The organism is Bradyrhizobium sp. CCBAU 25338 (assembly GCF_028128965.1).
GTDB lineage: Bacteria > Pseudomonadota > Alphaproteobacteria > Rhizobiales > Xanthobacteraceae > Bradyrhizobium > Bradyrhizobium liaoningense.
In genome coordinates, this window is the sequence record NZ_LFKY01000032.1 from 177846 (window position 1) to 199072 (window position 21227).

Below are 21227 nucleotides of genomic sequence, written 5' to 3' on the forward strand. Positions count from 1 at the left end.
TGGTTTGATTTAGGCCGCAATCCGGTGGTCGACAGGTGTCGTCAGAAACTTGAGCGCTTCTGCATGTGCGAGGTCGGGAACCGCGATCGCGGTGTGGCTGTACATCGCATGCGTCCGCGACTTTGCAATCCTGTCCAGGATCTCGCGGCCCTTGATGACGTGGAGACCCATACCCTCTTCAGTGGGGAAGATCGCCAGCACCACGTCGTAAGCCGCGATGACGGCCCTGAGCGCTTCGGCCTTGTCTTCGGCGACGTCGACATAGATACGAACATCAGCCGCGAGTTCACGCAGCTCGTCAAAATCCAGCACTGTGGGATACTCCAACGCAACGAACCTGATTGGAGCTTGGCCGCGTTAGGTTACTGAAGTGTCAACGACGCCGGCCGAGCCACAGGTTTCACGTGCAGGTCACACAGCAGGCGGATCAACAAGAGTCGCGACAGAGAAAACCCCGCCTGGGGGAAGCGGGGCTCTCTGGTGGGGGAGGCTTAGGGACCTCGATCATAAGACGCGCCAGCCGCCGAATGGTTCAAAAAGAAGCGGGCATGGGTCCACAGGAGGGAGGGAGTCCCTGAGAACCCGTGCTTGCGTTTTCGGCCTCGATGGGTTCTAAGCCCGGACACTTCATGACCCCTGGCATGAATCAGCAGCGCGCCCCCGCGGTTCGGCCGCGTCCTCAGCAGGAATTGCTCGCGCGCCCCCATTCAAAGGAATTCAGACATGGCGAAGATGACGAAGACCCAATTGATCGATGCAATTGCCGAGGGCACGCAGCTTTCGAAGAACGACGTGAAGTCGGTGATCGAGTACATGGCGACGGTCGGCTACAAGGAGCTCAATGAGTCCGGTGAGTTCGTCATTCCCGGCTTCGTGAAGATGTCGGTCGTGAACAAGCCGGCGACCGAAGCCCGCATGGGCGTCAATCCCTTCACCAAGGAGCCGATGCAGTTTGCGGCGAAGCCCGCGAGCAAGTCGGTCAAGGCCTCGCCGCTGAAGGTCGCCAAGGACGCCGTCTGAGGCGCAGGCGACATCGTTGCGGCGGGCACTTTCGCAAGGCCGCGCGACGAACAATGGCTGAAGAGGTGGTGCTCGGCGAAGGCGATGCCGAACATCACCGGACGATCAGGACAAACCATAGGGAGCGCCGTTCGCTCTGGCCGGGCGCGCTCTGCCGTTTCCCGCAAGCCGCGCAGACCGATAGAGGGTTCTCTCACAGACCTCGCAGGTCATCGGCGCCTCGATGACGAATCTCGCGATGCCGGCTTCCGTGGCGTCGAACGGCTGCGCCGCACCGTTGCCGGCCCACTGGATTTCGGCCGGTCGATGCGCAAGGGCGAGGCTTCGCTTCGATAGCATGCAATCCGCGCGCGTTGCCAAGTCCACCGACTTCAAGAGAAAAGCCCCGCGCTTTCGCGCGGGGCTCTCTTGGCTGACGGCGTTGGGATTTCAGCGCCTGGCCGCCAACCGTATCTCAAACTTAAGGTTGAAAATGTAAAAAGCAACAGCGCCGCGGTGACGGAGTATGTTCGTCAGGCGGCGCTGCCGTGTGACTGGGCGCTGAAATCCCCAGCTTCCGTAAGTCTATGCCGTTCCGAAAAGGTTCAACGCGGGGCCAGCGAAATTCGGCTGGAGGGGGCTGGACTTTTTGTTCTCATTTTGTTCTAGTGTGAGCCGCCTTGGGAGACTTTTTGGAGGTGGCTCATGACTGTCGAAAAACAGCGCGAAGTGATCAGGCTCTGGAACGAGCTCAGGAAGCTCGAGGGGCCTGCCGCGGAAGAGCTCCGCATCCAGATCCTCGAATGCTTCTCCAAGGTGAAGGCGAAGCGGGCGGCTTGATCAGCGTCGACGACACGCGGCAACCCGCGATCGCGTCTGTCGGCTCGCGCTCGATTGGCCGCCGAAGAGTTTGCCGGCAAAGAGCTCTGCCGCCGAAGGTGTGAGAGCTCGCGCTTTCATCGATCGTTAGGATTCGCTCCGCACCGATTTTCGCGACTCCGATTCGTTCTTCGAGAACGAAATGGAGTCGAAGCCGGAACAGGGCGCGCCTAAAGCGCGATGCGATTAGAATGAATCGTCATCGCGCATTAGGTTTTTGTTCAAGTGTGATCTTTTCGGAAGACCGCTGCGCACTTTTCCGGCTTTAACGGCGGCGATGCGGCCGCGCGTGTCAGAGCGAGACGGAGTGATGCCTGGCCCCGCGCGTGTCTTCTCCGAAAGCGTAAGGCGAGGAAAGCGCCATGGATGCTGACTGCTCTGATCGAGGTCGCAAAGTGCTTGTTAAGAACTGCTCCGCACTCATTTCTGCGATTCCGATTCGTTCTTCTGGAACGAAATGGAGTCGAAGCCGGAACAAAGCCGGTCGGTCGTTCGCCTGTCCCGACGGCAGAGGCGCTGCCTCTGATGTGCCTAACGAGTGCTTGCGCGGACGCCGATAACCCTATTCGGTTAGGTTAAAAGCCCAATCGCGTTGCGCTTGCTGCGGGCTGGGGTAGGTGTCTGGCAAAGACAAGCAAGAAACGCCTTTGCCAAGAAGCAATTTTGTCATGACGCCTTTTTCGACACCGTCCTTTTACCAGGGCGACCGGCACACCTACCGGCGCGTCGCCGTCGTCGCCACGCTGCTCTGTCTCGCCTTCGTGGTGATCAGCTTCTCGCTGCGGCCGCAGGCCGAGGACACGCGCGTGGCGGTCAAGGCCGACCGGCTGGTGCGCACGGCGGGCCAAGCGGCGCACGCCAATTAGCGTTCGTCACCGTAGATGCGATCGTCGGCCGGCGCCTGCGGGCAAGCGGCGCCGCCGCGAGAGGCGAGCGCCACGAAGCCGGCATAGCCGGACAGGTTGAGCAAGACTTCGAGCCACGCGGGCATGTCGGGCCTCTTTTCCTTCATCTCAGCGTGAGGAAGGACTCAACGTCCGCGCGCAATCCTGGTTCCCTGCTCCCGAAAGAAACTCAAACCGGCGAGGAGGGGTCGAGCCGGCGGCCGAGGGCCGCGACGGATTCACTCGACGGCCGCTCCTTCAGGAACTCGGCGATCGCCCGCGCCAGCTCGCCGTCGCTCATCGGCGTCGGCGGCGGGCGCAGCGTACCGACGCCGAAGCTGCGGACAATCTCGTCGTAATGCTGATCGTCGGATCTGGGAACCAACCTGCGAATACGTGCCAGCAAAGCGGATAATGGCAAGAATTCCTCCTCGATCGTCCGCCCCGCTGGCAGCAATTGCGGCCTGCTGCCATTGGCTCCCGTTAAACTGAAAAACCCCGCCAGCATCGCGGAGATACTGACGGGGTCTTCGTGCTGTTGCCTCAACCCGGATGGCGGAGGCTCCCGCACTTGGCAAACCAATCCGCGTTCGGCGATTTCGTTCCCCGCGCATCAACGCTTTTTGAATGCGCCGGGCTTCTTCGAGTTGCGCAACCATCGCAGTTGCTCGCGGTTATCTCCGCAAGACGCGAAGGAGACGAGCATGAAGACATTGGCAGTTCTGGCCACCGTCGCGGCCGTCGGCGTGACCGCCGTCGCGGCGCCTGCGCCGGCCGAGGCACGCGGTCGCGGCATCGGCCCGGGCCTCGCGTTCGGCCTTGCCGCCGGCGCCATCACCGCGGGCGCGGTCGCAGCCTCCCGACCGTATGGCTATTACGGTTCCGGTTACGGCTATTATGGCGGCCCGAGCTATTATTACGGGCCGGGTCCGTACGCCTATTACGGCGGCGGGCCGTACTACCGCCATCACCACTGGCGCCATTGGTAGCCGCCAATAGCGAAAAGCCCGGAGCGTTGCTCCGGGCTTTTTTCATTCGCATGTCCTCGCACTTGCCTGCGCGACGATGCTACGGCCAGAGCGATGGCCGTTCCACCTTGCGGGCGTTCTCCAGCGTCGACACGAAGTATTCTTCGCGCTCGCGCTGGAACTTCTCTTGCGTAGCACGGAAGGCGGCGACCCGGGCGGCGATCTCATCGCGCTCGCGCGCTTTGCGTTCTTCGTCTTCGGTCATGTGAAATCCCCTCCACACCTGAGTATGTGCACATCTGAACTCAAGCGCTGCCGCCGCAATCACGTTGAGTCGCGTCAACACATCCATTGGCGCTCCTGAATGGGGCGTCAATGGGGAGGAGGCATTGCAGGATTGTGATAAGCGAAGGCCGGAAGAAAAAGTTGCCGAGCGCGTTGCGTTCGCGCTTGATAAGTACGTCAGCGATCTTGTCGCTTGTGCATATTGCTGTCAGGCCAAACGAGTCGGGAGGCGCGATTGATCGCATCGGATCTTCAGAGCGGCGTCGAGCGGCTCGGCGACATGATCGCCGAGGCCAGGGCCATCGTGCCGTTCACCGGCGCCGGCATCTCGACCGAATGCGGCATTCCCGACTTCCGCTCGCCGGGCGGAATTTGGACGCGCAACCGTCCGATCCCGTTCGACGAATTCGTCGCGAGCCCGGAGGCGCGCAACGAATCCTGGCGCCGCCGCTTCGCGATGGAGGAGGTGTTTGCCGCAGCGAAGCCTGGCCGCGGCCATCGCGCGCTGGCCTCGCTCTACCGCGCCGGCAAGGTTCCCGCCGTCATCACCCAGAACATCGACAATCTGCACCAGGCCTCGGGCTTCGCCAGCGAACACGTGGTTGAACTTCATGGAAATACCACTTATGCGCGCTGCATCGGATGTGGGCAGGCCTATCCGCTCGACTGGGTGAGGCGCCGTTTCGATGACGATGGCGCGGCGCCCAATTGCACGGCATGCGACGAGCCGGTGAAGACCGCCACGATCTCCTTCGGCCAGATGATGCCGGACGACGAAATGCAGCGCGCGACCGCGCTGTCGCAATCCTGCGACCTCTTCATCGCGATCGGTTCCTCGCTCGTGGTCTGGCCGGCCGCGGGCTTTCCGCTCATGGCCAAGCGCGCCGGTGCACGTCTGGTCATCATCAACCGCGAGCCGACCGAGCAGGACGACATCGCCGACCTCGTCATCCATCACGACATCGGCGAGACGCTCGGTCCCTTCGTCGGCAATTGAGACGAATCAATTTGATTCGCGGCAATGCAAGCTGTTCATAGGTTCCGGCGAATCTCTTTTTTGTCTATGCCTCTCAACCGGGAGTGTTATCTTTTGAGTCGGAAGATTCGCGTCGCGTCGAGTTGAGAAGATTTTCAGAAGACGCGTGATTCGAGCGCCGCCAATGTGGCGGGTGGCATGGCAGTGTGGGGTCCGGGGTTATGGGGTCGTCGGACGGATTTGAGTCCAAGAAGCTCGGAGTTCCCGGGCAGGGAGTATCGCCCGGGCGGATGACGCCGGGCGAGCACGGCGGCGCCGGCCACGACAGCGGGCTCAGCCCCTTCAGCGGGCTCGGTGAGGCCAGCGCCAATCTCGTCGAGGTCCATGGCGTCATCAAATGGTTCGATGCCTCCAAAGGCTATGGCTTCATCGTTCCCGACAATGGCTGGCCCGACGTGCTCCTGCATGTGACCGTGCTCAGGCGCGACGGCTTCCAGACCGCTTATGAAGGCGCCCGCATCGTCGTCGAGTGCATTCAGCGTACCAAGGGTTACCAGGCCTTCCGCGTGGTCTCGATGGACGAGTCGACCGCGATCCATCCGGCGCAGATGTTGCCGCCGCGCACCCATGTCACGGTCACTCCGACCAGCGGGCTGGAACGGGCCCAGGTCAAATGGTTCAACCGGCTGCGCGGCTTCGGCTTCCTGACCTGCGGCGAGGGCACGCCCGACATTTTCGTGCACATGGAGACACTGCGCCGCTTCGGCATGACTGAACTCAGGCCGGGCCAGTACGTCCTGGTCCGCTTCGGGCCCGGCTCCAAGGGCATGATGGCGGCCGAGATCCATCCCGAGACCGGATCGCCGGGATTGCAGTCGCACTGAACCCCACCAATTCTCGCGATCGTGAGCAGAGGCGTGCCGGCTGGCCGGCGCGCCTCTTTCTTTTCCGATGGCCGCCGCGTAAGGACTTGCCCAGTCTCCCACGCCTCGAGAGCCCCATGAATTCTGATCGAAAGGCCGCTTGGTCCGCTGCGAAGGGCTGGCTTGCCGCCATCCTCGTCATCATCGGCTGTGTCGTCGCCAGCGCGCCTGTCGGCGCCGCCAGCTTCCAGCCGCTCGAGATCGTCACCAAGAACGGCGTGCAGGTTTTCTCGGTGGAAATGGCGACGACCGAGGAGGAGAAGCAGACCGGCCTGATGTATCGCAAGGAATTGGCGGACGGCAAAGGCATGCTGTTCGACTTCAATCCCGAGCAGGAAGTGTCGATGTGGATGAAGAACACGTATGTGTCGCTCGACATGATCTTCATCCGCGCCGACGGCCGCATCCTGCGCATCGCCGAGAACACCGAGCCGCTGTCGACGAAGATCATCTCGTCCCGGGGGCCGGCCCGGGCCGTGCTGGAGGTGGTGGCGGGAACGGCGCAGAAATACGGCATCCGCCCCGGTGACCGCGTCGGGCACCCTCTGTTCGGCAGCAAATAGGACGGGCGAGGCGATTGCCGGCCTTGCTGGCGCCTTTTGGAAGCTTGCTGGCGCCTTGGGAAGCGTGTATCGACGGGGCTCGCCGGACATTCGGGGTATAGCGCAGCCTGGTAGCGCGGCAGTTTTGGGTACTGCAGGTCGTTGGTTCGAATCCAGCTGCCCCGACCATTAGCGTCTTTTCTCAATAAAATCAAAGAGTTACGACGATGCAACCAGACAAAAATGGTGCAACTCGTAACAGTCGCTAGTGAGCCTCCGGCGTAGCAAATTGAGCCCATGGGCGCCCCGGTTGCTCAAGCTTTGCGATGATGTTTCGGTGACTTTCTGCACGCCGTTTGGTCATCGATTTGTCGGGGTGCATTCGGGCAACCTTGGCATCCGACGCCTTGGCACCGAACCGCTTCCGGGCGCATTGCTGCACAACCCACGAGTCGGTCAGCTCGACTACACGCGGTCGAATGCTGATCAAGAATTTGTCGCCGCAAGGGTTGGCCGTCGCCGTGATCAGGGCGTTCAAGCGGGCCTTGTATTGTCGCGACGATCGCCCGGGCAGGGGCTTTTGATCGGGCGTGGCTTCCAATTCTTTGAGGGCTTGATCCAGCGGGATTGCACGCTTGGCCGCGCGATACTTACGCACGCGATCGGCCGTGAGCTTCCGCTGGTGCGCCTTCTTTGCCGCTAGGCGCTGCTCAAGCTTTCGCCGTGCATCCGCTGCCAATATAGCCCGGAATTTGGCGAGCGGCGACGGAACGTCGCCGGAGACTCCGCCCCGACTCATGGCGTAGTGGTTCGCGGCCAGCACCATTTCATCATGGCTAGGTTCTTGCGGCGCCTTCTCGGAAGTTTCTTCCGTTGGCGCGTCGATCGCGGGCGGCGCCTCGCAGTCGTCGAGGGCGTCCAGCGCGGCCATCAAATCTTCAAAGGCAGTATTGTGCGCATCGCCGCCGATCGTGACGCACCGCCCGGGTTGGCAGCCGTCGGGGAAAAGACTGCGCTCCAGTTGGTCGTCTGACATGTCCGCCATGGCGGGCTTGGACCAACGGGCCTTCGAATTATTGCTATAGTCTAGGCAAGGGTCTGACGCCGACACGTCGGAAACTCCTTCTGTTGAGCCTCAGGGATGCGGGTCCCTGGGGCTCTTATTTTGGGTTCAAAACGGAGTATAGCGTTTGGCGGAAGGTTCGCCTTGGTCCGCTTTTGACCCGCAACGGGCATCAATGGCCTTGACCCGGTGCGGCCTACCTTTGGTTTGACAGGGTTCTCTCAGGGGCGCGTTGTTCGCGTCCAGCAACGACCTCGGGCGGTCGATCCGGCGCGAGGCTGAAATGGCGACGGTCCTATTGGAACTCCCCCCTTCGTGATAGGCAAGGCATCAGGCAACAAAAGAGAGGACCGAACCGGCATGATCAGCCTAATAAATGTCTTCACGGTAGATCCAGCCAACCAGGACCGGCTCCTCGATTTGCTTGCGCGCGCGACCGATGAATTCGTCAGCCGGGCACCTGGCTTTGTTTCCTCGACCCTTCATCGGAGCCTCGACGGCACGAAGGTGACCATGTATGCGCAGTGGCGCAGCGCGGAAGACTATGAGTCCATGCGCCAGGATCCTGGACCGCTACCCTTTCTCGAAGAGGCGCTCACGATCGCGAAATTTGAGCCGGGCATGTATGAGGTCGTGCGCACATTCTCGCCCATTGATAGGTAGGCCTCGCCCCCGCGCGCGAATCCGGACTTCCGCTGTTGGCCCATTAGCTGACCTTTAGCGCTTCAGCATGCCACCCGGGCGCGTCTGAGTTCGCAACTCTTCGCCAATCATCTGCTTCGCTGCGATCCGGACCTGTTGGGCGATCTGCTGGGCGAGGGCGCGATTATCGGCCGGTGATCCGTTGGAGGCGCCGCCGTTGACGTGAATGTCGCCCATGATGAAGTTGCCGCCTTGACCGCCGAACATGGGCGCCGCGCCGCCGCCAACCATGCCGCCGTCTGCAAACCTGGGCGCTCGGTTGATCTGCTCCAATAGCGCCCGGTGCTTTGCGGTCGATGCCGCGTTGACGACGAATTCGCCCGGGCTGAGGCGGACCACAACCCGGTCATCCCGGGGGCCGCCCGGACCTGATACTTCGCCGCCGTCCGCAAACCTCGGAATCATCCCGCCATCTGCAAAGCCAAGGCCGCCAGACAAGCCACGCATCAGCGGCTGAACGATCAGCATCTTGATCGCAGCCTCTTCGATCGCCCGGACGATGTTCTTTGCCATGGACGCGAAGCCGTCGCTTACGCTCTTGGTGCCGTCCAAGATATCGGCAAGGCCGGTCGTGAGGCTGCTCGACATGGTGTTGCCGATCGATCGCATGGCCTCATTGGTGCGCATAGCCTGGGCCTCAACCGAGTTAAGGGCGGTGGCGACGTCCGGATAGAGGCCCCTTAGCTGTTCGGCAATCTGAACGTCCTGAGGATCGAGGAGGGCGGTTTGACTGCCCCGGCTGATGGACAGCGCAACAGTGGCCTTTTCCACGGCCTGAGTTGCCTTGCTGTAGGCCTCGGTGACTTCCTCAATCCGCTGGCGCTGTTCGGCCGTAACGACGTTTTCACCCTTGCCCGCCGCCGCGTTGGCCTGCATGGCGACTTCCTGTAGCTGGGCCGCGATTTTGTTGCGCTCGCGGGCGGCGGTGCTCAGGTCGAGGCTTTGGGCTTCCGCATTCAATGCGGCGGTTCGCTTGTCGATACTGTCAGCGGCCGAATTCAGCTTGTCCACGTTGCCGCCGGTGCTGATCTTGGTCGGCGCCGCGCCGGTGCCGCGCGAGGTAGGGGCCTCGGGACCTTCCGGAGCGCCACGCTCTGAAGCATCGATCTCAGCCTGTAGCTGGTCGCGGCGCCGCCTCAAGGCGTCCTGGGGCTTCTCAGCGCCGATCGCGTCATAAAGCTTGCTGACACCGGGGATGTTTGTGACCTGAGGCAGTCCGCCCAGGGCGGTCCCGTTCTTGATCGCATCATTGATCGCGGCAAGCTCGCTCCTCTTGCGCGCCGTCTCGGAGGTTAGGCCCAGCTTGTTAGTGAATTCGACCGCCTTTGCGATCAGATCGACCGTGTCGGACCAATGCCCCTTGATGGTGAGCAAAATTGACGCGAGATCGTCCCAGCTAGGCTTCAACGCCGTCGAGAGGCGCTGATGGGCCAAGTCTAGTTGCAGGTCCATCTCTTTGGCACGCTGGACCAGGGCGTTGCTAAAAATGCCGTCCGAATTCGCGGCGGCCTCTTTGATCGTCGCAAGCATGCTATCGGCGGAGGTTTTGCCTTGCCGCATGCGGTCGATCAGCGCCGAACCGAACATTTTCTCGCCCAAGTCATAGGCAGCGGCTTGCTGGCCGATGCTCTGCAACTGGATCATGGCCTTAAGCACGGCCTGAATTCGATCTTCCTGGGTCCGCGCGTCCCGGAACAGAACCAACCCCTCAAGGCGCTGGCCTGCGCTCTTCGCCAGCGTCTCGTTATAGACGCGAAGCATATGCTCTACGGCGGTGATCTTCTCTTCAACAACGGTCCATTCCGACACGTCGATAGGGGACCGTTCCTTGGTCGCGTTGAAGGCGTGATCAAGGGCGGCTTCTAGGTCGCCAGTTTCAACCTTGAGCTTCCGGGCCTCCGCCGTGACTGCCTGAAAGAATGCAGGCGCAACGCCAACGTTCTGCGATTTGTCGGCAAGATCGACCATGGTCTTAAGCTGGTCGCGGGCGCCTTCGATCGCCGCTGACATGAGCTTGAAAGATCCCACGACCAACGCGACCCTACCAGCAACACCGAGGGCCATGCGCGCGGCGCCGCCGACCATGGATGCGCCGATGGCCTCATTCATGTCCAGAAACTGCTTCGCGATGTTGCGAGCGGCGCTTTGGGTGAGCGAACTGGTCTGTTTCAGGCCGTCCTTCAACTGATCAAGGTTGACGCTGATCGGGATGTTGAGGGCAGGGGTGGTCACTGGGCGTCTCCGGAGAACAGGGCGGCCAACACCGCATTGGCAAGCAAAACATTGGGATTGAGCGGCTTTCCGCGAACATGTGAATTGAGAAGCGTTTCCACCTCGCTTTCCGGGACACCGCCACCAAGCAAGCCAAGCTCAATCACGCGCTCAACGTCGTCGGCGGTGTAGCTGCCGGTTTCAAACCGGGCGAGGGCGGCGGAAGGCGAATAGCCATTGATGCCTCGCCATGAGATCACGCGCTGCACCCAGCGATCGGCCAGGGTAAAAGTGTGGGTGCCACCGGCCCAATTGATTTCGCGGGCGCACTTGTCGTCAGTCATTATTCAGAACCTCGCTAACTCCGTCGTCGATCGCCTTTTGCAGGTCGTCGCGCATGGCTTCATAGGTGTTGAAAAAGAAGGGCCGGGCGGCTTGGCGGCTCGTCCCGAATTCGAATCCCAGCGCGTAGTCATAGGGTTGGCCGCTGCCCTCGCGGACTTCTTTGGTGGTCAGCTCGCCGCCCGCCTGAACGATGAATTCGAGGTCATTGGAGCCGGGCACGACCACGCACGACTCTTCAAGGTGCCCGGTTTCGTCGGGCGATTGCTCCAGGGCCTGCAATGCTTCGCGCTGGGCGTGGGAAAGCCGTTCCGCCTGTTCCCGGACGACTGCCGATAGCTGCTCGGTGAGCTTGTCGGGCAGGGCTTCTAGGAATGCTTCAAGGTTGTCGCTCATTCCAGCACCAACATGTCAGCCGTGATCGCGGGGTTATCGAGAAAAGACCGGCCGGTGTCGCCGGTCGAGGCTCGGCTAACGGCCATTGCGGTGGCAACCGCACCGTCAATGCTCAGCCAGCGCTTCGATTTGTGAAAGCGAACCGCATGCTGTTGTTTGTTCCGCTCAACCTCCGCATTGGCGAAGCAGAAGCGCAAGACCGGATGCGCACCATGCCGGAAGCGGCGCGCGATGATCGCCCGTTCAAGCTCCGATAGCGCGGGCATCATGAGGCTAGGCACCTGCCGAAAATCCACTACCGGCAAGCCCTTCTCAAGCAACCGTGCCTGCATCATGCGGGCCATGTAGGGGTCGAAAGCGATCTCTTGGACGTTGAATCGGTCGCAAACCTCTTCGATCGTGGCTTGCACCGCGTCAAAGTCGATTACATTGCCTTCGGTCGCCGTGATCAGTCCGTTTTTGACCCATTCGGAATAGGGCGCACCGGTCTTGTTTTCCCGCTCCCGCAAATTCGCGCGCGGACAGAAAAACCACGGGTGCACGTCGTAACTCCCGTCATCGTCGGGCCATGCGGCGGTGACAACTGACAAATCAGTGTTTGAGGAGAGATCGACCGCTAGCCAGCATGGGCGCGAGGCGAGGGCGTTCAGATCAACGGGGGCCTCGCCTTCGTCATAGATCGACATTTCGACGAACGGGCTAGATGCCGCGTCGAGCCATTGATTCAGATTATAGCAACAGAAGTCTTCGCGATCGGCGGGCTTGTCGGCAGCTTCCGACGCGGCTTGCCGCATGCCTTTGAGATCCGGGAAGCCGTATTTCAGACCCGGATTGACCCGGTGCCAAACTTTTTCGTCGCGCCAATCGAACTTCGCGGGCGGCTCGAAAATGATAGGCAGATAGGACGGATTGACGATCTCGCCCGACGCGACCTTTTTCGCGTAGCTGTATTCCTCAAAGCCAAGATTGTCTTGGCCGCGCCCCGCCGTGGTGATGATCACCAGTAGGGTGTTCGGCACCTTGAGCAAGCCGCTCTTCAACGCGCGCCAGAGGCGGCGGTTTCTCCAAACGTGCAGTTCATCGATCAGGACGAAGTAGGGGGTCTTACCTTGCTGAACGTCGCCTTCGGCCGGAATGGCTTTCAAAGTCGAGCCCGACGCAACGTGCTCAAGCTCTAGCTCGGACTCAACAATGTAAGTCGCCTTCGCGAGCGGCGCCGTTGCCTTGATGAAGGCGCGCGCTTCGTCAAAAGCAAGCTCCGCCTGATCTTCAGCACTGGCCGCGAGAATGCAGGCACCGCCGGGCACCTTTTCATGCCCGCAAGCGTGCAGAAGGCTGAGCGCTGCGCCGAATGTGGTCTTACGGGCGCCGCGCGGAATTTGAATGTAGACCGTCCGAACCTCCCGATCGCCGTTGGCGTCGGAAGGCCCATAGATGCGCCGTAGAATGCGTTCCCAGAACGGCGCGAGCTCAAAGGCGTGCCGGGGCGCGGCTGACTTGGGGTGCTTCAATGCCCGGAAGAACTTCACAGCGCGTTCGCCGCGCCCGTGCGGGTCCGGGATGGGTGTTTCGTCAAACACCCAGGTCGGATGCACTGTCATCGTCTTCCTGGTCGGTTCGAATTGAGGGGCGGTTGCGGCTAACAGGCGAAAGGCCTAGTTCAGCCGCCAGAAGGCGCGCCCGGGTCATTGCGTCGGCCTGAATACGGACGGCGGGATGCGCGCGTGGCCCTCGCTCGGTCATGACGACATAGCCTTCGCGATCAATCGTCTTTTGCTGATCTTGAACCGTGCCGGTAGCAGCGCAGTAATGGGCGAGGGTGGTCAGGTCGGTTTCCGCGAGAATGCGACGTTCCATCAACAGTGGAGCGATGCGGCGCCATTCGGCCTTCGCCGCTCTGCTCAGCCACGATGGTGCCTTCGGCGAGGCGAGGATCGGATTGTTATCGGGATTAAGAATAGGCTTCCGTCCGCGCATTAATCGACCCTCGCAAACTCGCCGAAGTGCTCTTGCGCGGCGGTGGCATAGGCTTTGGCCGCCGCCTCCTTTGTGGTAAAGGTCCCTAGGTTCAGGGTGCGATCGTTCACGTGGATGGATGCGCGAAAGTTGCCGTTCGGGGTCTCACGAACCCCTTTGATACCGAGCTTGTTACGGGCTTTGCGGCCATAGGCCGTCTGCTTAGGAGAAGCCAAGCGGAGATTGGCCCAGCGAAGATTCGCCGGGTCATTGTCCCGATAGCTCACGCTGCGCGGCGGCCATTCGCCCGTCATGTACAGCCAGGCCAAACGGCTAGCGAGGTAAGACCGATAGTCGACCTTGATATAAACCAACCCGTCATGCGGACGTGTCCAGCCGGCCGGCTTGCCGCCCCGGGTGAACGCGCCAGTAGCGGGGTCATAAGTCAGCACTTCGCGGAGGCGATCAGCGGCAAGCTGTGGTTTTCCGTGGGTCACGCCGCAACCCTCTCGACAAAAATCGAATCGCGCGGCAGTTTTTCTCCATGAACGGAAACAACCTTCCTGGTCTCGCCACCATCGCGGCTTTGATGTTGGCGGCGGTCCTCACAACATGGCTTGGTATAAGCGGCGCGGTGATCTCCGACATTGATGCTCGCGGGATCCTGAAGGTCATCCAGGATTGGCAAACACTGATCGGCGTAGTAGGCGCCGCCTTGATCGGCTGGATGGCCGTTGCGCCAGTCTGGCGGCAAGTGCGCATCATGGCCGCCCAGGCGGCTTCGCAGCTCCAACCTATCCTGGTTTCGGATTTGGAGGCGATCGATGCTGACATCGCGTTCATCGGTGAGATAAGAGCAATCCAAAATGGCCTCGGTAAGGTATCGGCCACGATCGATTTCTGGGAGAAGGGAGATATCGCGTTGGTGGATGTTCTCGCCAATGAGCTGCTCGCCCTTCGGGCCTCGATCGATCGGCTCGGAGACGTAAACTGGGGAAGATTTTGCGACCGTTTGAGATTGACACGCATTCAGCGAACCGAACGTGCGGACCTGCGCCAGATAATTGCGAGCATCCATGACGAGTCGCGGGCCCTCACTCTTAGGCAACAACAAGGTTCGCCCGACGAATCTAGAATGCAGTTCCTGGGACGAATTGCCCCGCATTTTGTGAGAAGCGTGCACGAGTTTATTGATAGCACCCGTCATGCCATCAGCGACGCTCTCGCGAATCATGAAATTCGGCTGCGAGCCGAACGTCGACGCTTGCTCGCAAAGGGCGAGGAAATTGATCGTTCGTTGGAGCTTCGTCACTGACTTCAAGGCCCAACCCGCTCGCAGGTCACGTCCATCCCAACGCGGCGGCCGATCTCGGTGATCTGCTTCACGTCGTATTGCTGCCCCTCATAGAGCAGCCGGTCATTGAGGCTGAGGCTCGCGAAATAGTACATGCGGAAGGTCAGCGCCGTGTCGGTGGTGTGCCCGCGTGCGTCTTCCCGGTCGTCGGTGGCATTCTTGAGCAGTTGCGCCCGCATAGTGGTGAACGTGGTCCAGGTCTCAACGGGGGTGCCGTTGAGTTTCAGGCTTGTGCTGCGGCGTTGGATTTCAATAAGCCGGTCGAGGTTACCCGCGCGCATGTCAGGCGGCCTTCATGATGCCGGCGGCGGAGACAACGCCGTGCGAGAAAGAGCCGTGCGGATCGCGCATAAACCGGGTGAGGGTGACTGTAAGGTCGTGGCAGTCCCAGCCGTCGAGGTGCAGCACGCCATCAAGCTGGGCATCCACCCGTAGCGCTGCGACGATCGCGGACACGGCCTGCTTGCACTGCTCAAGGCCCGGTTCCTGAAACCAGACGTGCAGGGTTTGTAGGCTGGTCGCGTCCCAGCGCCGGAAAGAGGTGCTGCCCTCGCCAATGTAGACAGCGGGCATGATCTCAGGGCGTCCAGTAGCGTCCCTGATGTTGTCCGGCGGCACCAGGGCGAGAAGCTCTTGGGACGCGATCAGGCGTGCCCGAATAGCCTCTTGCAGGACAAATGAGGGGTCAGAATTGGTCATTATCCGAAGCAAAACGCGCGATAAGGGGCCAAGAGATCGATGAAGCCGAAGGGCAATTCGGTAGCAGTCAGGCCGACAACGGAAGCTTCCCGGTTCTGATAGAGGTGGGCCGTCAATTGCAGTACGGCTTCATTGACCGGGGGCGGGGTGCCGTCCGTATCCACATCGGAGGCCGTATAGGCGCCAACCCACGCCTTTGCCGCCGCCAGCTTGTCGGTAAGCAGCGCGTCGTCAGCGTCGAACGTGACGTTCAGGTGGGCCTTCGTTTGGTCCAAGGTGAGGGCGGGCATGGTCAGAAAAACTCCAATTAGGCGCTCTCTTGCGCGACCCGGGGGCACCGGTCGCGGCGACTTTTTGCGATGTTTCGACCCACCCCCGGGTCTAGCTCTTCCAACATCAGAGAGCCGACGTGTTTGCGATAGACGCGCAACGCGCCATCGATCGAGCAGACAAGCTTGTGAAACTCGGTCTCAAGCTGTGCTGAGGGAGAGACAGTGACGCGCTTCCACTTCGGTGAGGTCAGTGCATCCTCAACGCTCCATCCTTGGCTAAGACGCCAATAGATGATCCTAGGCGAATGACCGGTGAGCTTGGCCCACTCACGGACGGTGAGGGTTAGGCCTGTATGGGTGAGGGTTCGGACGGTCATTGTTTTCTTTCCTGGGACTGCTTGGTGCTGTTGTGGTGATGGGCGCAAAGGGACTGCCAGTTCGTCTTGTCCCAGAACTTGGCCTTGTCACCCCGATGGGGTGTCTTGTGATCGACCACGACGGCAGGCTTGCCGCACATGGCGCAAGACGGGTGCTTGTCGAGGAAGGCGCGGCGCGCTTGCTTCCAATGGCTGTCATAGCCGCGATCGTGAGCGCTGGGCCTGCGCTTGTCGGTCTCAGCCTTGCGCCGTCGCTCGCACAGACAGAGCACGTTCGCGGGTGTGATCTTGCCGCAAGAGCAAATCCGGGGTGGCTTCGTCGGCATTATCGTTTGCCCCTGCCGATTGCGTTGATCTCTTTGCGGAGATCGGCGGGCATGCCCTTGGTCGCATCGATTGTCTCGGTATCGTCGCGCTTGCCGTTGCGGAGGGCCATCAGTTCCAGATAGCCGTCGCGAGCGTTGACGATCTCGGCAATTGACGCGGACCATGCAACCGAAGGCGGCCACTTTAGCCAGCCGGTCGCGACCTTATAGAGGTCCGTAAATTCTTCCTCGAACGTCCTGGGCTCGCCGGACTGCGGTTCGGCGTCGGTCTTATTGTCGTCGGCGCCGCACAACACGGGGATGAATGCGAGTAGTCGGTCTTTCACTTCCGGCGCCAACAGCTCGGCAATGCTGGGCTCGCGATACCGATGGCCGATGCGCGTTGCGTCGATCAGGTCGGTGATTGCAGTCAGATTGCCTTCACGGATTGCCAGAAAGAGGGCCTGAAAGCCGTCATACTTCTCATTGAGGCGGAATGCGGCTCGCAAAGACGGGCGCAAGGTCACTGTCACGCTCGGAGACAAGGCGAGGGTGATTTCGTCGTTTGCGAGCCGCATAGCCATTATGCCGTTGCCTTGATCAGGACCACGGCTTCCGGCAGAATCGGCTTGCCGCCGACGCGGCGACGGGCGCGGAGCTTCACGATGCCATTGTCGGCACCGGTGAAATCGTCGCGCTGAATCGCCACGCCGACGCGATCGACGATCTGGTAGGCGCTCGCGTAATCACCGAACGCAATCGGGAACGTATCCGCCGCCGGGCTACCGCTGCCGACAAACGAGTCCATGTCGATCGCCTCATAGACCGGACGACCCAAGAGGGTCGCGGGCGTGCCGTTCGCGAGGCCATCGGACCAAAGCGTGCGGTTGGCGGTCGAGGCATCAGCCAGCTTACGGATCAGGCCCATGGTCTCGCGCTTCATCAGCCAGCTACCGACGTTGGCATACTCGCTGGGCAGCGCATAAAAGGTGTCGATCAGCTTCGCGAGCAGGTCGCTGCCGTCCTGGTCCGCCGTGATCTGATTGTAGGAACCGGGCGTGTGCATCAGGCCAGTGGGCTTACCGTTGCCGTCACCGACGATGAAGGCGGCCGATTCGCCCTTGGCAAAACGCTTGGTGATGTGACGCGAGAGGAAGCCAGCCAGATCGACGAACGAATCTTCGAGGAGCTGCACGCTGACGGGAACGACGGCGGCATATTCGAACGTCTTGATATCGGCCTGCCCAAACACGGGCTCGGTCGTCGGGCGCGTGCCGGTCTCGGTAACCCAACCACCATCGGCATTGCCGGTGAGCGTAGGGATATAGATTTCGGTGCCACCAATCGTCATCGACGACGCAAGACCACGAAGGGGCGAGAACTGGGTCAGGCCCTCAACGATCTTGGTCGAGTATTCCGGAGCGACGACATAACCACCCGCCGTGGTCGTACCGAGATTGAGCGTCTTGCGTTCAAGATCGTCCAGCGACTGAACGCCGGCATGCAGGAACTTATTGAGCGCCTTGGTTTCGACCCGGGGCTCATTGTCATTGGCGGCGGACTTGTTGCCCGGCCGGTTGACCTTTGCCTCGATACGGTCGAGCCGTTCGGTGAGCTTGGTGTTGTCGTTGGCGGCCTTCGTTTCGAGGTCCGCTTTCAACGCTGCCAACTCTTTGGCAACTTCGGCAATCGGATCGTCCGCTTCGCCGCTGTCTTTGAATTCGAGTGCATGCGCAGGCTTCATTTGGTCGTCTAAGCTCCTAGGAGACTAAAGGCATTGCCGGAAATGCCGGATGAGATCGGCCACGCTGCGAAGCGCGTCTTGTTTTGCGCCCGTGAGGCGGGCGCGTGGATGGGCTGGGTCGCGGACCAAGCTGATCTCGGCAAGGTCGAGCGCGTCGATGATGCGGCCCCGCGCTTGCTTGCGGGCCGCCTTGGTTCGGAAGCCAATTGACAGGCCGGTAACGAGGCCAGTCGTGAGCATCGCGCGAATTGAACGCGCGCGCGGCTGGTCGAGGTGAAGAGTGCCCTTGACGGTCAGTCCGTCGTCGGTCTCTTTCACTTCATTCCACGTACCAACCAGATCGTCGGGGCGATGCTGATACAAGATTGGCAGATCAGGGATAATCGTGCCGAAAGCGCCCTTGGTGATCAGGTCGCCATAGCTGTCCGGCCCGGCATTGTACGGCCATGCGATGCCGGTGATCTCACCTTCATCGCTCACGCTGAGCTTTGCTTTGATCTCAAGCCTGTCGATTATGCTCACGATCGTGCCACCTTGAAGGAAACGGAAGGCGACGTGGCATTGATCAGCTTTGCCCGGAGCATGCACGGCGGGAGCGTGAAGCCAAAAATGAAAAAACTTTGGGGTTTGGTGCTGCCGAAACCGTCGTACTGAATCCAAGTGTCCCCGTTGTCCGGCGATATTTCGAGCACCAGCGAACCGCCGCCGAACGTGCCCCAGGACATGAAGGTGCCGTGACCACCGGGCCAGAACTCCGGGTCCGAAGTGCCATTTGCGGCGAGAGTCGCCTTCATTGTTTTGAGTCCTCGTCTGGGTTTCCGCACAAAGTCCGCTCAAGGATCTTCGCGGCGAGTTCGTGTGTTTCGATCAGGGGGCGGCCGTCGACATAGGCGACGATCAGCTCATAGGCGCGCTTGGGCGTGATGCCGCCGCCGATCAGGGCAAGACGGATGGTTTCGTTGATGTCAGCAAGGGCGAAGTTGCGCGCGGCGATGCGATTAGCGATCGCGCCGATTCCGGAGCCGCACTTGATTTGAAGCTCTTCAATCTCGCGCTTGGTCAGGCGGAACGTGTGCTCGCCGTCGCCAAAGAACGCGGTGTAAGAGAGATTAGCCATCAGCCGGCCTCTCCGAATGCGGTTTCAATGGAGCCGACGCTGTCCGCGTAAACATCGATGTCCTCGATGTCGGACCACGCCGAGATCGGTGTCGATCCAACCAGACATTCGCCGTAGATCAGCGGGATCGCATTGCCCTGCTGTCCTGAATTTCCGACGTTGCCGCCGTTGACGTTGAGGGCGTTAGATGCCTCCGTCGACTGATTGGCAGGCTTGGCGAGCAGCGTTGACGCGCCGGAAAGAGCGAGGCCCAAGCCGATTGCAGCGATGGCACCGTAAGTTGTGCCACCAAGCAGCGGAACGCCGCTGAGCGCGCCGATCGGAGTTGCGAGCACGCCGCCGGACAGGAAGATTGCGCCGCCAACCAGAGCCGCACCAAGCACGATCTTGGTGGTGCCCTTGGCGCTCTGACTCATGGCCGCGCCCTTGGCGACCGGGATGATGTGCAGGTCGGCTCCGCCCAGATTGAACTCGTTGATGAGATCGATGTCGAGCTGCATGCCGGAGCGCTTATCGCCGCGCACGACCTTGTAATAGCCGCCGTCGAGCGCCGCCACGAACCGCTTCGGGAGCGCACAATTGAGCGCGCGCAGCGCCTCGGCCGCAGTCGCAACCTCGAAGCGATGGGACTGACCGAACTCCTTGCCGAGCTTGCCGTGCAGAAGGACGGTCCTCATGCTTCGAGCACCTTGTTTGCATTGGTTGACTCGATTGCTGGATTCAGGAATTTGTCGCCGTCCGCATATCCGGCCTTGTCGAGTTCCGCGCGAGCTTCATTCGGATTGTAAATGCGTGACGCAACGGCCTTGCTCAGGGCTTCAATGAGCTGGGGAAAGTCGGGCCGCAGAAACTGGCGGGTGTCGAATTTCGCGACGTAGTTATGGCGCTCTTCCGACGTGAAGAGCTTCAACGCGATCTCGCTTTCCCAGCGCCGAATCCAAGGCAACAGCGTGTAGACAAGAAACACGGTGCCCATCGTCTCGCTATTGTTGAAGGTCGCGCGGCCCATCTGAAACAGCATGTGCGGCGGGACGCGGAACAGCCGCGCGACGTTGGTAATCGCGAGCTGGCAAAGCTCTTCAAACTGAGCATCCACTGAGCTGAGCGTCACCGATTGGAACGACGCTTCGGAAGGAATCACGGCTGTGCTGCCGGACTTACCAGCGCCATGGGCTGCCTTCCATGCGGCGCCCACCTTTGCGATTGAGTCAGGCGTCTGCACACCTTTCAGGGTCAGGATGCCGGAAGGGCGCGCGCTGTTTCCGAACAAACGCGAAGCATGGCGGTCCAATGTGATAGCCCGGCCTATCTCCTCCCTGCCTTCATAGACCAGACCCCGACCGTTCAATGACGGGCTGGGAATGTGCAGAAGGTTGCTGCGATCAATTTCCTGGGCGCCAATCTTGTAGATCGGTTCATTGTCGTCGCCGTAAGTGACGCTGACGGGTGTTCGCTCAGGATCAATGCGGATAAGTTCGGCTGGCTTGTCTTCGACGCGAACGATGTGAGCGAAACCGCCATGGGGATAGAGAAGGGCGTCACGGGTGACTTGCTCGCGGAAGTCACCCGCCGCCGTCCAATCGTTAGCCGCGTCGTGCAGGAGTGTGTGAACGGGGTGGCTTGTGTCGGGGGTCTTGGCGCCATCGCTGGCGACGCTGTAAACCGGCAACGGAAGAGAGCCGATGGCCTCAGCGATCAACTGCACGGCGCAATGGACCGGGCTGCATTCCATCGCCGTGCGCGGAGTGACAACAACACCGGCGGCGGTCGGGCTCGCGCCGAACATCTCGACAAGCCAAGGCTCAGGCGAGGAGAGGCCTGACTTTGTTTCGAGTCCGATCAGTTGTTTGAGGCGTGAGGCGAACGACATAGACCAATAAGGGTTGCGCAGCCGCTGGATTGCGGTTGCGTCGAGTGCGTCCTTATTGCTCTGCTAGATCAGCGCCTTCCCCAAGGCGCGGCACTGATGCGTTTCGATCAGCGACACAACTATAGTCTCACGCTTTCAAATTGGGCGCAAGCGGAATTTCGGATTGTCGCAATTGTATACTTAGTGACGCGACGGCGGGGAAGGTGATTGCCGGGGAGCCTGCATCCCGGGGCAGATTATCCACTCCGGGAGTCTCCCCATTCCGGGAAGGGTGAGCACTGATCGGGGCAACCCTGTAACGCCGCGCCGACTATCTAATAGATATACCCTCTTACTTCTCTTCTCTTACTTAGACGACACAGC

General features: G+C 60.9%; 31 protein-coding genes and 1 tRNA gene. 10 read left to right on the top strand and 22 right to left on the bottom strand.

Translation table 11 applies throughout. The annotated features are described in order from the left end of the window. Window positions 1–9: 9 nt before the first annotated feature. Window positions 10–312: a hypothetical protein gene (locus tag ACM42_RS12970; protein WP_271528282.1), complete on the bottom strand. Its 303-nt coding sequence runs from the start codon at window positions 310–312 to the stop codon at window positions 10–12. A 411-nt stretch (window positions 313–723) separates the two neighbouring features. Between ACM42_RS12970 and ACM42_RS12975 the strand changes: the two genes are divergently transcribed. From ACM42_RS12975 to ACM42_RS12985, 3 genes are all read left to right on the top strand, one after another. Beyond that, window positions 724–1020, top strand: a complete 297-nt coding sequence (locus ACM42_RS12975) for an HU family DNA-binding protein (protein ID WP_018323108.1) — start codon at window positions 724–726, stop codon at window positions 1018–1020. A 684-nt stretch (window positions 1021–1704) separates the two neighbouring features. Next, complete coding sequence (locus ACM42_RS12980) at window positions 1705–1839, top strand: hypothetical protein (protein WP_271528283.1); 135 nt, start codon at window positions 1705–1707, stop codon at window positions 1837–1839. Window positions 1840–2546: 707 nt separating this feature from the next. Then, window positions 2547–2744 (top strand): hypothetical protein, encoded by a 198-nt coding sequence (locus tag ACM42_RS12985; RefSeq protein WP_271528284.1) that lies wholly within the window; start codon window positions 2547–2549, stop codon window positions 2742–2744. On the opposite strand, the gene ACM42_RS12990 is transcribed toward ACM42_RS12985, so the two are convergent. After that, window positions 2741–2869 carry a hypothetical protein gene (locus tag ACM42_RS12990; protein ID WP_256439286.1) on the bottom strand — a complete coding sequence of 43 codons (129 nt, stop codon included), beginning with the start codon at window positions 2867–2869 and terminating at the stop codon, window positions 2741–2743. The genes ACM42_RS12985 and ACM42_RS12990 overlap by 4 nt on opposite strands. Window positions 2870–2952: 83 nt before the next feature. Then, window positions 2953–3270, bottom strand: coding sequence for a hypothetical protein (locus tag ACM42_RS12995; RefSeq protein ID WP_271528285.1), 318 nt, complete (start codon window positions 3268–3270; stop codon window positions 2953–2955). A gap of 196 nt (window positions 3271–3466) precedes the next feature. Here ACM42_RS12995 and ACM42_RS13000 point away from each other — a divergent pair, with 196 nt between their 5' ends. Next, the gene (locus ACM42_RS13000) at window positions 3467–3751 is read left to right on the top strand and encodes a hypothetical protein (protein ID WP_271528286.1); all 285 of its coding nucleotides are present in this window, start codon (window positions 3467–3469) and stop codon (window positions 3749–3751) included. A gap of 79 nt (window positions 3752–3830) precedes the next feature. Here the strand turns inward: ACM42_RS13000 and ACM42_RS13005 are convergent, their stop codons facing one another. After that, complete coding sequence (locus ACM42_RS13005; RefSeq protein ID WP_271528287.1) at window positions 3831–3995, bottom strand: hypothetical protein; 165 nt, start codon at window positions 3993–3995, stop codon at window positions 3831–3833. A gap of 255 nt (window positions 3996–4250) precedes the next feature. On the opposite strand from ACM42_RS13005, the gene ACM42_RS13010 reads away from it, so the two are divergent. The 4 genes from ACM42_RS13010 to ACM42_RS13025 all read left to right on the top strand — a co-directional run bounded on the left by ACM42_RS13010 (window position 4251) and on the right by ACM42_RS13025 (window position 6645). After that, window positions 4251–5012 (top strand): SIR2 family NAD-dependent protein deacylase, encoded by a 762-nt coding sequence (locus tag ACM42_RS13010; RefSeq protein WP_271528288.1) that lies wholly within the window; start codon window positions 4251–4253, stop codon window positions 5010–5012. A gap of 200 nt (window positions 5013–5212) precedes the next feature. Beyond that, window positions 5213–5875, top strand: coding sequence for a cold-shock protein (locus tag ACM42_RS13015; protein ID WP_271528290.1), 663 nt, complete (start codon window positions 5213–5215; stop codon window positions 5873–5875). 116 nt (window positions 5876–5991) lie between these two features. Further along, window positions 5992–6477 (top strand): DUF192 domain-containing protein, encoded by a 486-nt coding sequence (locus ACM42_RS13020; RefSeq protein ID WP_271528291.1) that lies wholly within the window; start codon window positions 5992–5994, stop codon window positions 6475–6477. A gap of 91 nt (window positions 6478–6568) precedes the next feature. Further along, window positions 6569–6645 (top strand) — tRNA-Pro (locus tag ACM42_RS13025). A gap of 76 nt (window positions 6646–6721) precedes the next feature. On the opposite strand, the gene ACM42_RS13030 is transcribed toward ACM42_RS13025, so the two are convergent. After that, window positions 6722–7501, bottom strand: coding sequence for a hypothetical protein (locus ACM42_RS13030; RefSeq protein ID WP_271528292.1), 780 nt, complete (start codon window positions 7499–7501; stop codon window positions 6722–6724). A gap of 378 nt (window positions 7502–7879) precedes the next feature. Here ACM42_RS13030 and ACM42_RS13035 point away from each other — a divergent pair, with 378 nt between their 5' ends. Beyond that, complete coding sequence (locus tag ACM42_RS13035) at window positions 7880–8182, top strand: antibiotic biosynthesis monooxygenase family protein (protein ID WP_271528293.1); 303 nt, start codon at window positions 7880–7882, stop codon at window positions 8180–8182. Window positions 8183–8236: 54 nt separating this feature from the next. Here the strand turns inward: ACM42_RS13035 and ACM42_RS13040 are convergent, their stop codons facing one another. From ACM42_RS13040 to ACM42_RS13065, 6 genes are read right to left on the bottom strand one after another with little or no spacing between them, the layout of a single operon-like run. After that, window positions 8237–10453, bottom strand: a complete 2217-nt coding sequence (locus ACM42_RS13040; RefSeq protein ID WP_271528294.1) for a hypothetical protein — start codon at window positions 10451–10453, stop codon at window positions 8237–8239. After that, window positions 10450–10776 (bottom strand): GTA-gp10 family protein, encoded by a 327-nt coding sequence (locus ACM42_RS13045; protein WP_271528295.1) that lies wholly within the window; start codon window positions 10774–10776, stop codon window positions 10450–10452. The genes ACM42_RS13040 and ACM42_RS13045 overlap by 4 nt, the downstream gene beginning before the upstream one ends. Next, window positions 10769–11170: a hypothetical protein gene (locus ACM42_RS13050; RefSeq protein ID WP_271528296.1), complete on the bottom strand. Its 402-nt coding sequence runs from the start codon at window positions 11168–11170 to the stop codon at window positions 10769–10771. The genes ACM42_RS13045 and ACM42_RS13050 overlap by 8 nt, the downstream gene beginning before the upstream one ends. Then, the gene (locus tag ACM42_RS13055; RefSeq protein WP_271528297.1) at window positions 11167–12771 is read right to left on the bottom strand and encodes a terminase large subunit; all 1605 of its coding nucleotides are present in this window, start codon (window positions 12769–12771) and stop codon (window positions 11167–11169) included. Before ACM42_RS13055 ends, ACM42_RS13050 begins: the two co-directional genes overlap by 4 nt. Beyond that, window positions 12743–13147, bottom strand: a complete 405-nt coding sequence (locus ACM42_RS13060; protein ID WP_271528298.1) for a phage terminase small subunit P27 family — start codon at window positions 13145–13147, stop codon at window positions 12743–12745. Before ACM42_RS13060 ends, ACM42_RS13055 begins: the two co-directional genes overlap by 29 nt. Beyond that, window positions 13147–13623, bottom strand: coding sequence for an HNH endonuclease (locus ACM42_RS13065; protein ID WP_271528300.1), 477 nt, complete (start codon window positions 13621–13623; stop codon window positions 13147–13149). The genes ACM42_RS13060 and ACM42_RS13065 overlap by 1 nt, the downstream gene beginning before the upstream one ends. A gap of 47 nt (window positions 13624–13670) precedes the next feature. On the opposite strand from ACM42_RS13065, the gene ACM42_RS13070 reads away from it, so the two are divergent. Continuing rightward, on the top strand, window positions 13671–14441 hold the full coding sequence (locus ACM42_RS13070) for a hypothetical protein (protein ID WP_271528301.1): 771 nt from the start codon (window positions 13671–13673) through the stop codon (window positions 14439–14441). 2 nt (window positions 14442–14443) lie between these two features. Here the strand turns inward: ACM42_RS13070 and ACM42_RS13075 are convergent, their stop codons facing one another. From ACM42_RS13075 to ACM42_RS13125, 11 genes are all read right to left on the bottom strand, one after another. After that, window positions 14444–14761 carry a phage head closure protein gene (locus ACM42_RS13075; protein WP_271528302.1) on the bottom strand — a complete coding sequence of 106 codons (318 nt, stop codon included), beginning with the start codon at window positions 14759–14761 and terminating at the stop codon, window positions 14444–14446. A gap of 1 nt (window position 14762) precedes the next feature. Beyond that, a complete protein-coding gene (locus tag ACM42_RS13080; RefSeq protein ID WP_271528303.1) occupies window positions 14763–15179 on the bottom strand; it encodes a DUF3168 domain-containing protein in 417 nt (138 codons plus the stop codon). Further along, on the bottom strand, window positions 15179–15469 hold the full coding sequence (locus tag ACM42_RS13085) for a head-tail connector protein (protein WP_271528304.1): 291 nt from the start codon (window positions 15467–15469) through the stop codon (window positions 15179–15181). The genes ACM42_RS13080 and ACM42_RS13085 overlap by 1 nt, the downstream gene beginning before the upstream one ends. Window positions 15470–15824: 355 nt before the next feature. After that, complete coding sequence (locus tag ACM42_RS13090) at window positions 15825–16154, bottom strand: HNH endonuclease signature motif containing protein (protein WP_271528305.1); 330 nt, start codon at window positions 16152–16154, stop codon at window positions 15825–15827. After that, a complete protein-coding gene (locus ACM42_RS13095; protein ID WP_271528306.1) occupies window positions 16154–16717 on the bottom strand; it encodes a hypothetical protein in 564 nt (187 codons plus the stop codon). The genes ACM42_RS13090 and ACM42_RS13095 overlap by 1 nt, the downstream gene beginning before the upstream one ends. Further along, window positions 16717–17877 carry a phage major capsid protein gene (locus tag ACM42_RS13100; protein ID WP_271528307.1) on the bottom strand — a complete coding sequence of 387 codons (1161 nt, stop codon included), beginning with the start codon at window positions 17875–17877 and terminating at the stop codon, window positions 16717–16719. Before ACM42_RS13100 ends, ACM42_RS13095 begins: the two co-directional genes overlap by 1 nt. A 24-nt stretch (window positions 17878–17901) precedes the next feature. Beyond that, entirely contained in the window at window positions 17902–18399 is a 498-nt protein-coding gene (locus ACM42_RS13105) for an HK97 family phage prohead protease (protein WP_271528308.1), read from the bottom strand. Beyond that, entirely contained in the window at window positions 18396–18671 is a 276-nt protein-coding gene (locus tag ACM42_RS13110) for a hypothetical protein (RefSeq protein ID WP_271528309.1), read from the bottom strand. Before ACM42_RS13110 ends, ACM42_RS13105 begins: the two co-directional genes overlap by 4 nt. Continuing rightward, window positions 18668–18994 carry a gene transfer agent family protein gene (locus tag ACM42_RS13115; protein ID WP_271528310.1) on the bottom strand — a complete coding sequence of 109 codons (327 nt, stop codon included), beginning with the start codon at window positions 18992–18994 and terminating at the stop codon, window positions 18668–18670. Before ACM42_RS13115 ends, ACM42_RS13110 begins: the two co-directional genes overlap by 4 nt. Then, window positions 18994–19671, bottom strand: a complete 678-nt coding sequence (locus ACM42_RS13120; protein WP_271528311.1) for a hypothetical protein — start codon at window positions 19669–19671, stop codon at window positions 18994–18996. The genes ACM42_RS13115 and ACM42_RS13120 overlap by 1 nt, the downstream gene beginning before the upstream one ends. Then, window positions 19668–20780, bottom strand: coding sequence for a phage portal protein (locus ACM42_RS13125; protein WP_271528312.1), 1113 nt, complete (start codon window positions 20778–20780; stop codon window positions 19668–19670). The genes ACM42_RS13120 and ACM42_RS13125 overlap by 4 nt, the downstream gene beginning before the upstream one ends. Window positions 20781–21227: the final 447 nt, after the last annotated feature.

Coding starts and splice junctions, on each gene's coding strand:
- ACM42_RS12975 (WP_018323108.1), top strand. CDS start 724: ATGGCGAAGATGACGAAGACCCAATTGATCGATGCAATTGCCGAGGGC.
- ACM42_RS12980 (WP_271528283.1), top strand. CDS start 1,705: ATGACTGTCGAAAAACAGCGCGAAGTGATCAGGCTCTGGAACGAGCTC.
- ACM42_RS12985 (WP_271528284.1), top strand. CDS start 2,547: ATGACGCCTTTTTCGACACCGTCCTTTTACCAGGGCGACCGGCACACC.
- ACM42_RS12990 (WP_256439286.1), bottom strand. CDS start 2,869: ATGCCCGCGTGGCTCGAAGTCTTGCTCAACCTGTCCGGCTATGCCGGC.
- ACM42_RS12995 (WP_271528285.1), bottom strand. CDS start 3,270: ATGCTGGCGGGGTTTTTCAGTTTAACGGGAGCCAATGGCAGCAGGCCG.
- ACM42_RS13000 (WP_271528286.1), top strand. CDS start 3,467: ATGAAGACATTGGCAGTTCTGGCCACCGTCGCGGCCGTCGGCGTGACC.
- ACM42_RS13005 (WP_271528287.1), bottom strand. CDS start 3,995: ATGACCGAAGACGAAGAACGCAAAGCGCGCGAGCGCGATGAGATCGCC.
- ACM42_RS13015 (WP_271528290.1), top strand. CDS start 5,213: ATGGGGTCGTCGGACGGATTTGAGTCCAAGAAGCTCGGAGTTCCCGGG.
- ACM42_RS13020 (WP_271528291.1), top strand. CDS start 5,992: ATGAATTCTGATCGAAAGGCCGCTTGGTCCGCTGCGAAGGGCTGGCTT.
- ACM42_RS13030 (WP_271528292.1), bottom strand. CDS start 7,501: ATGGCGGACATGTCAGACGACCAACTGGAGCGCAGTCTTTTCCCCGAC.
- ACM42_RS13035 (WP_271528293.1), top strand. CDS start 7,880: ATGATCAGCCTAATAAATGTCTTCACGGTAGATCCAGCCAACCAGGAC.
- ACM42_RS13045 (WP_271528295.1), bottom strand. CDS start 10,776: ATGACTGACGACAAGTGCGCCCGCGAAATCAATTGGGCCGGTGGCACC.
- ACM42_RS13050 (WP_271528296.1), bottom strand. CDS start 11,170: ATGAGCGACAACCTTGAAGCATTCCTAGAAGCCCTGCCCGACAAGCTC.
- ACM42_RS13055 (WP_271528297.1), bottom strand. CDS start 12,771: ATGACAGTGCATCCGACCTGGGTGTTTGACGAAACACCCATCCCGGAC.
- ACM42_RS13060 (WP_271528298.1), bottom strand. CDS start 13,147: ATGCGCGGACGGAAGCCTATTCTTAATCCCGATAACAATCCGATCCTC.
- ACM42_RS13070 (WP_271528301.1), top strand. CDS start 13,671: ATGAACGGAAACAACCTTCCTGGTCTCGCCACCATCGCGGCTTTGATG.
- ACM42_RS13075 (WP_271528302.1), bottom strand. CDS start 14,761: ATGCGCGCGGGTAACCTCGACCGGCTTATTGAAATCCAACGCCGCAGC.
- ACM42_RS13080 (WP_271528303.1), bottom strand. CDS start 15,179: ATGACCAATTCTGACCCCTCATTTGTCCTGCAAGAGGCTATTCGGGCA.
- ACM42_RS13085 (WP_271528304.1), bottom strand. CDS start 15,469: ATGCCCGCCCTCACCTTGGACCAAACGAAGGCCCACCTGAACGTCACG.
- ACM42_RS13090 (WP_271528305.1), bottom strand. CDS start 16,154: ATGCCGACGAAGCCACCCCGGATTTGCTCTTGCGGCAAGATCACACCC.
- ACM42_RS13095 (WP_271528306.1), bottom strand. CDS start 16,717: ATGGCTATGCGGCTCGCAAACGACGAAATCACCCTCGCCTTGTCTCCG.
- ACM42_RS13100 (WP_271528307.1), bottom strand. CDS start 17,877: ATGAAGCCTGCGCATGCACTCGAATTCAAAGACAGCGGCGAAGCGGAC.
- ACM42_RS13110 (WP_271528309.1), bottom strand. CDS start 18,671: ATGAAGGCGACTCTCGCCGCAAATGGCACTTCGGACCCGGAGTTCTGG.
- ACM42_RS13115 (WP_271528310.1), bottom strand. CDS start 18,994: ATGGCTAATCTCTCTTACACCGCGTTCTTTGGCGACGGCGAGCACACG.
- ACM42_RS13120 (WP_271528311.1), bottom strand. CDS start 19,671: ATGAGGACCGTCCTTCTGCACGGCAAGCTCGGCAAGGAGTTCGGTCAG.
- ACM42_RS13125 (WP_271528312.1), bottom strand. CDS start 20,780: ATGTTCGGCGCGAGCCCGACCGCCGCCGGTGTTGTTGTCACTCCGCGC.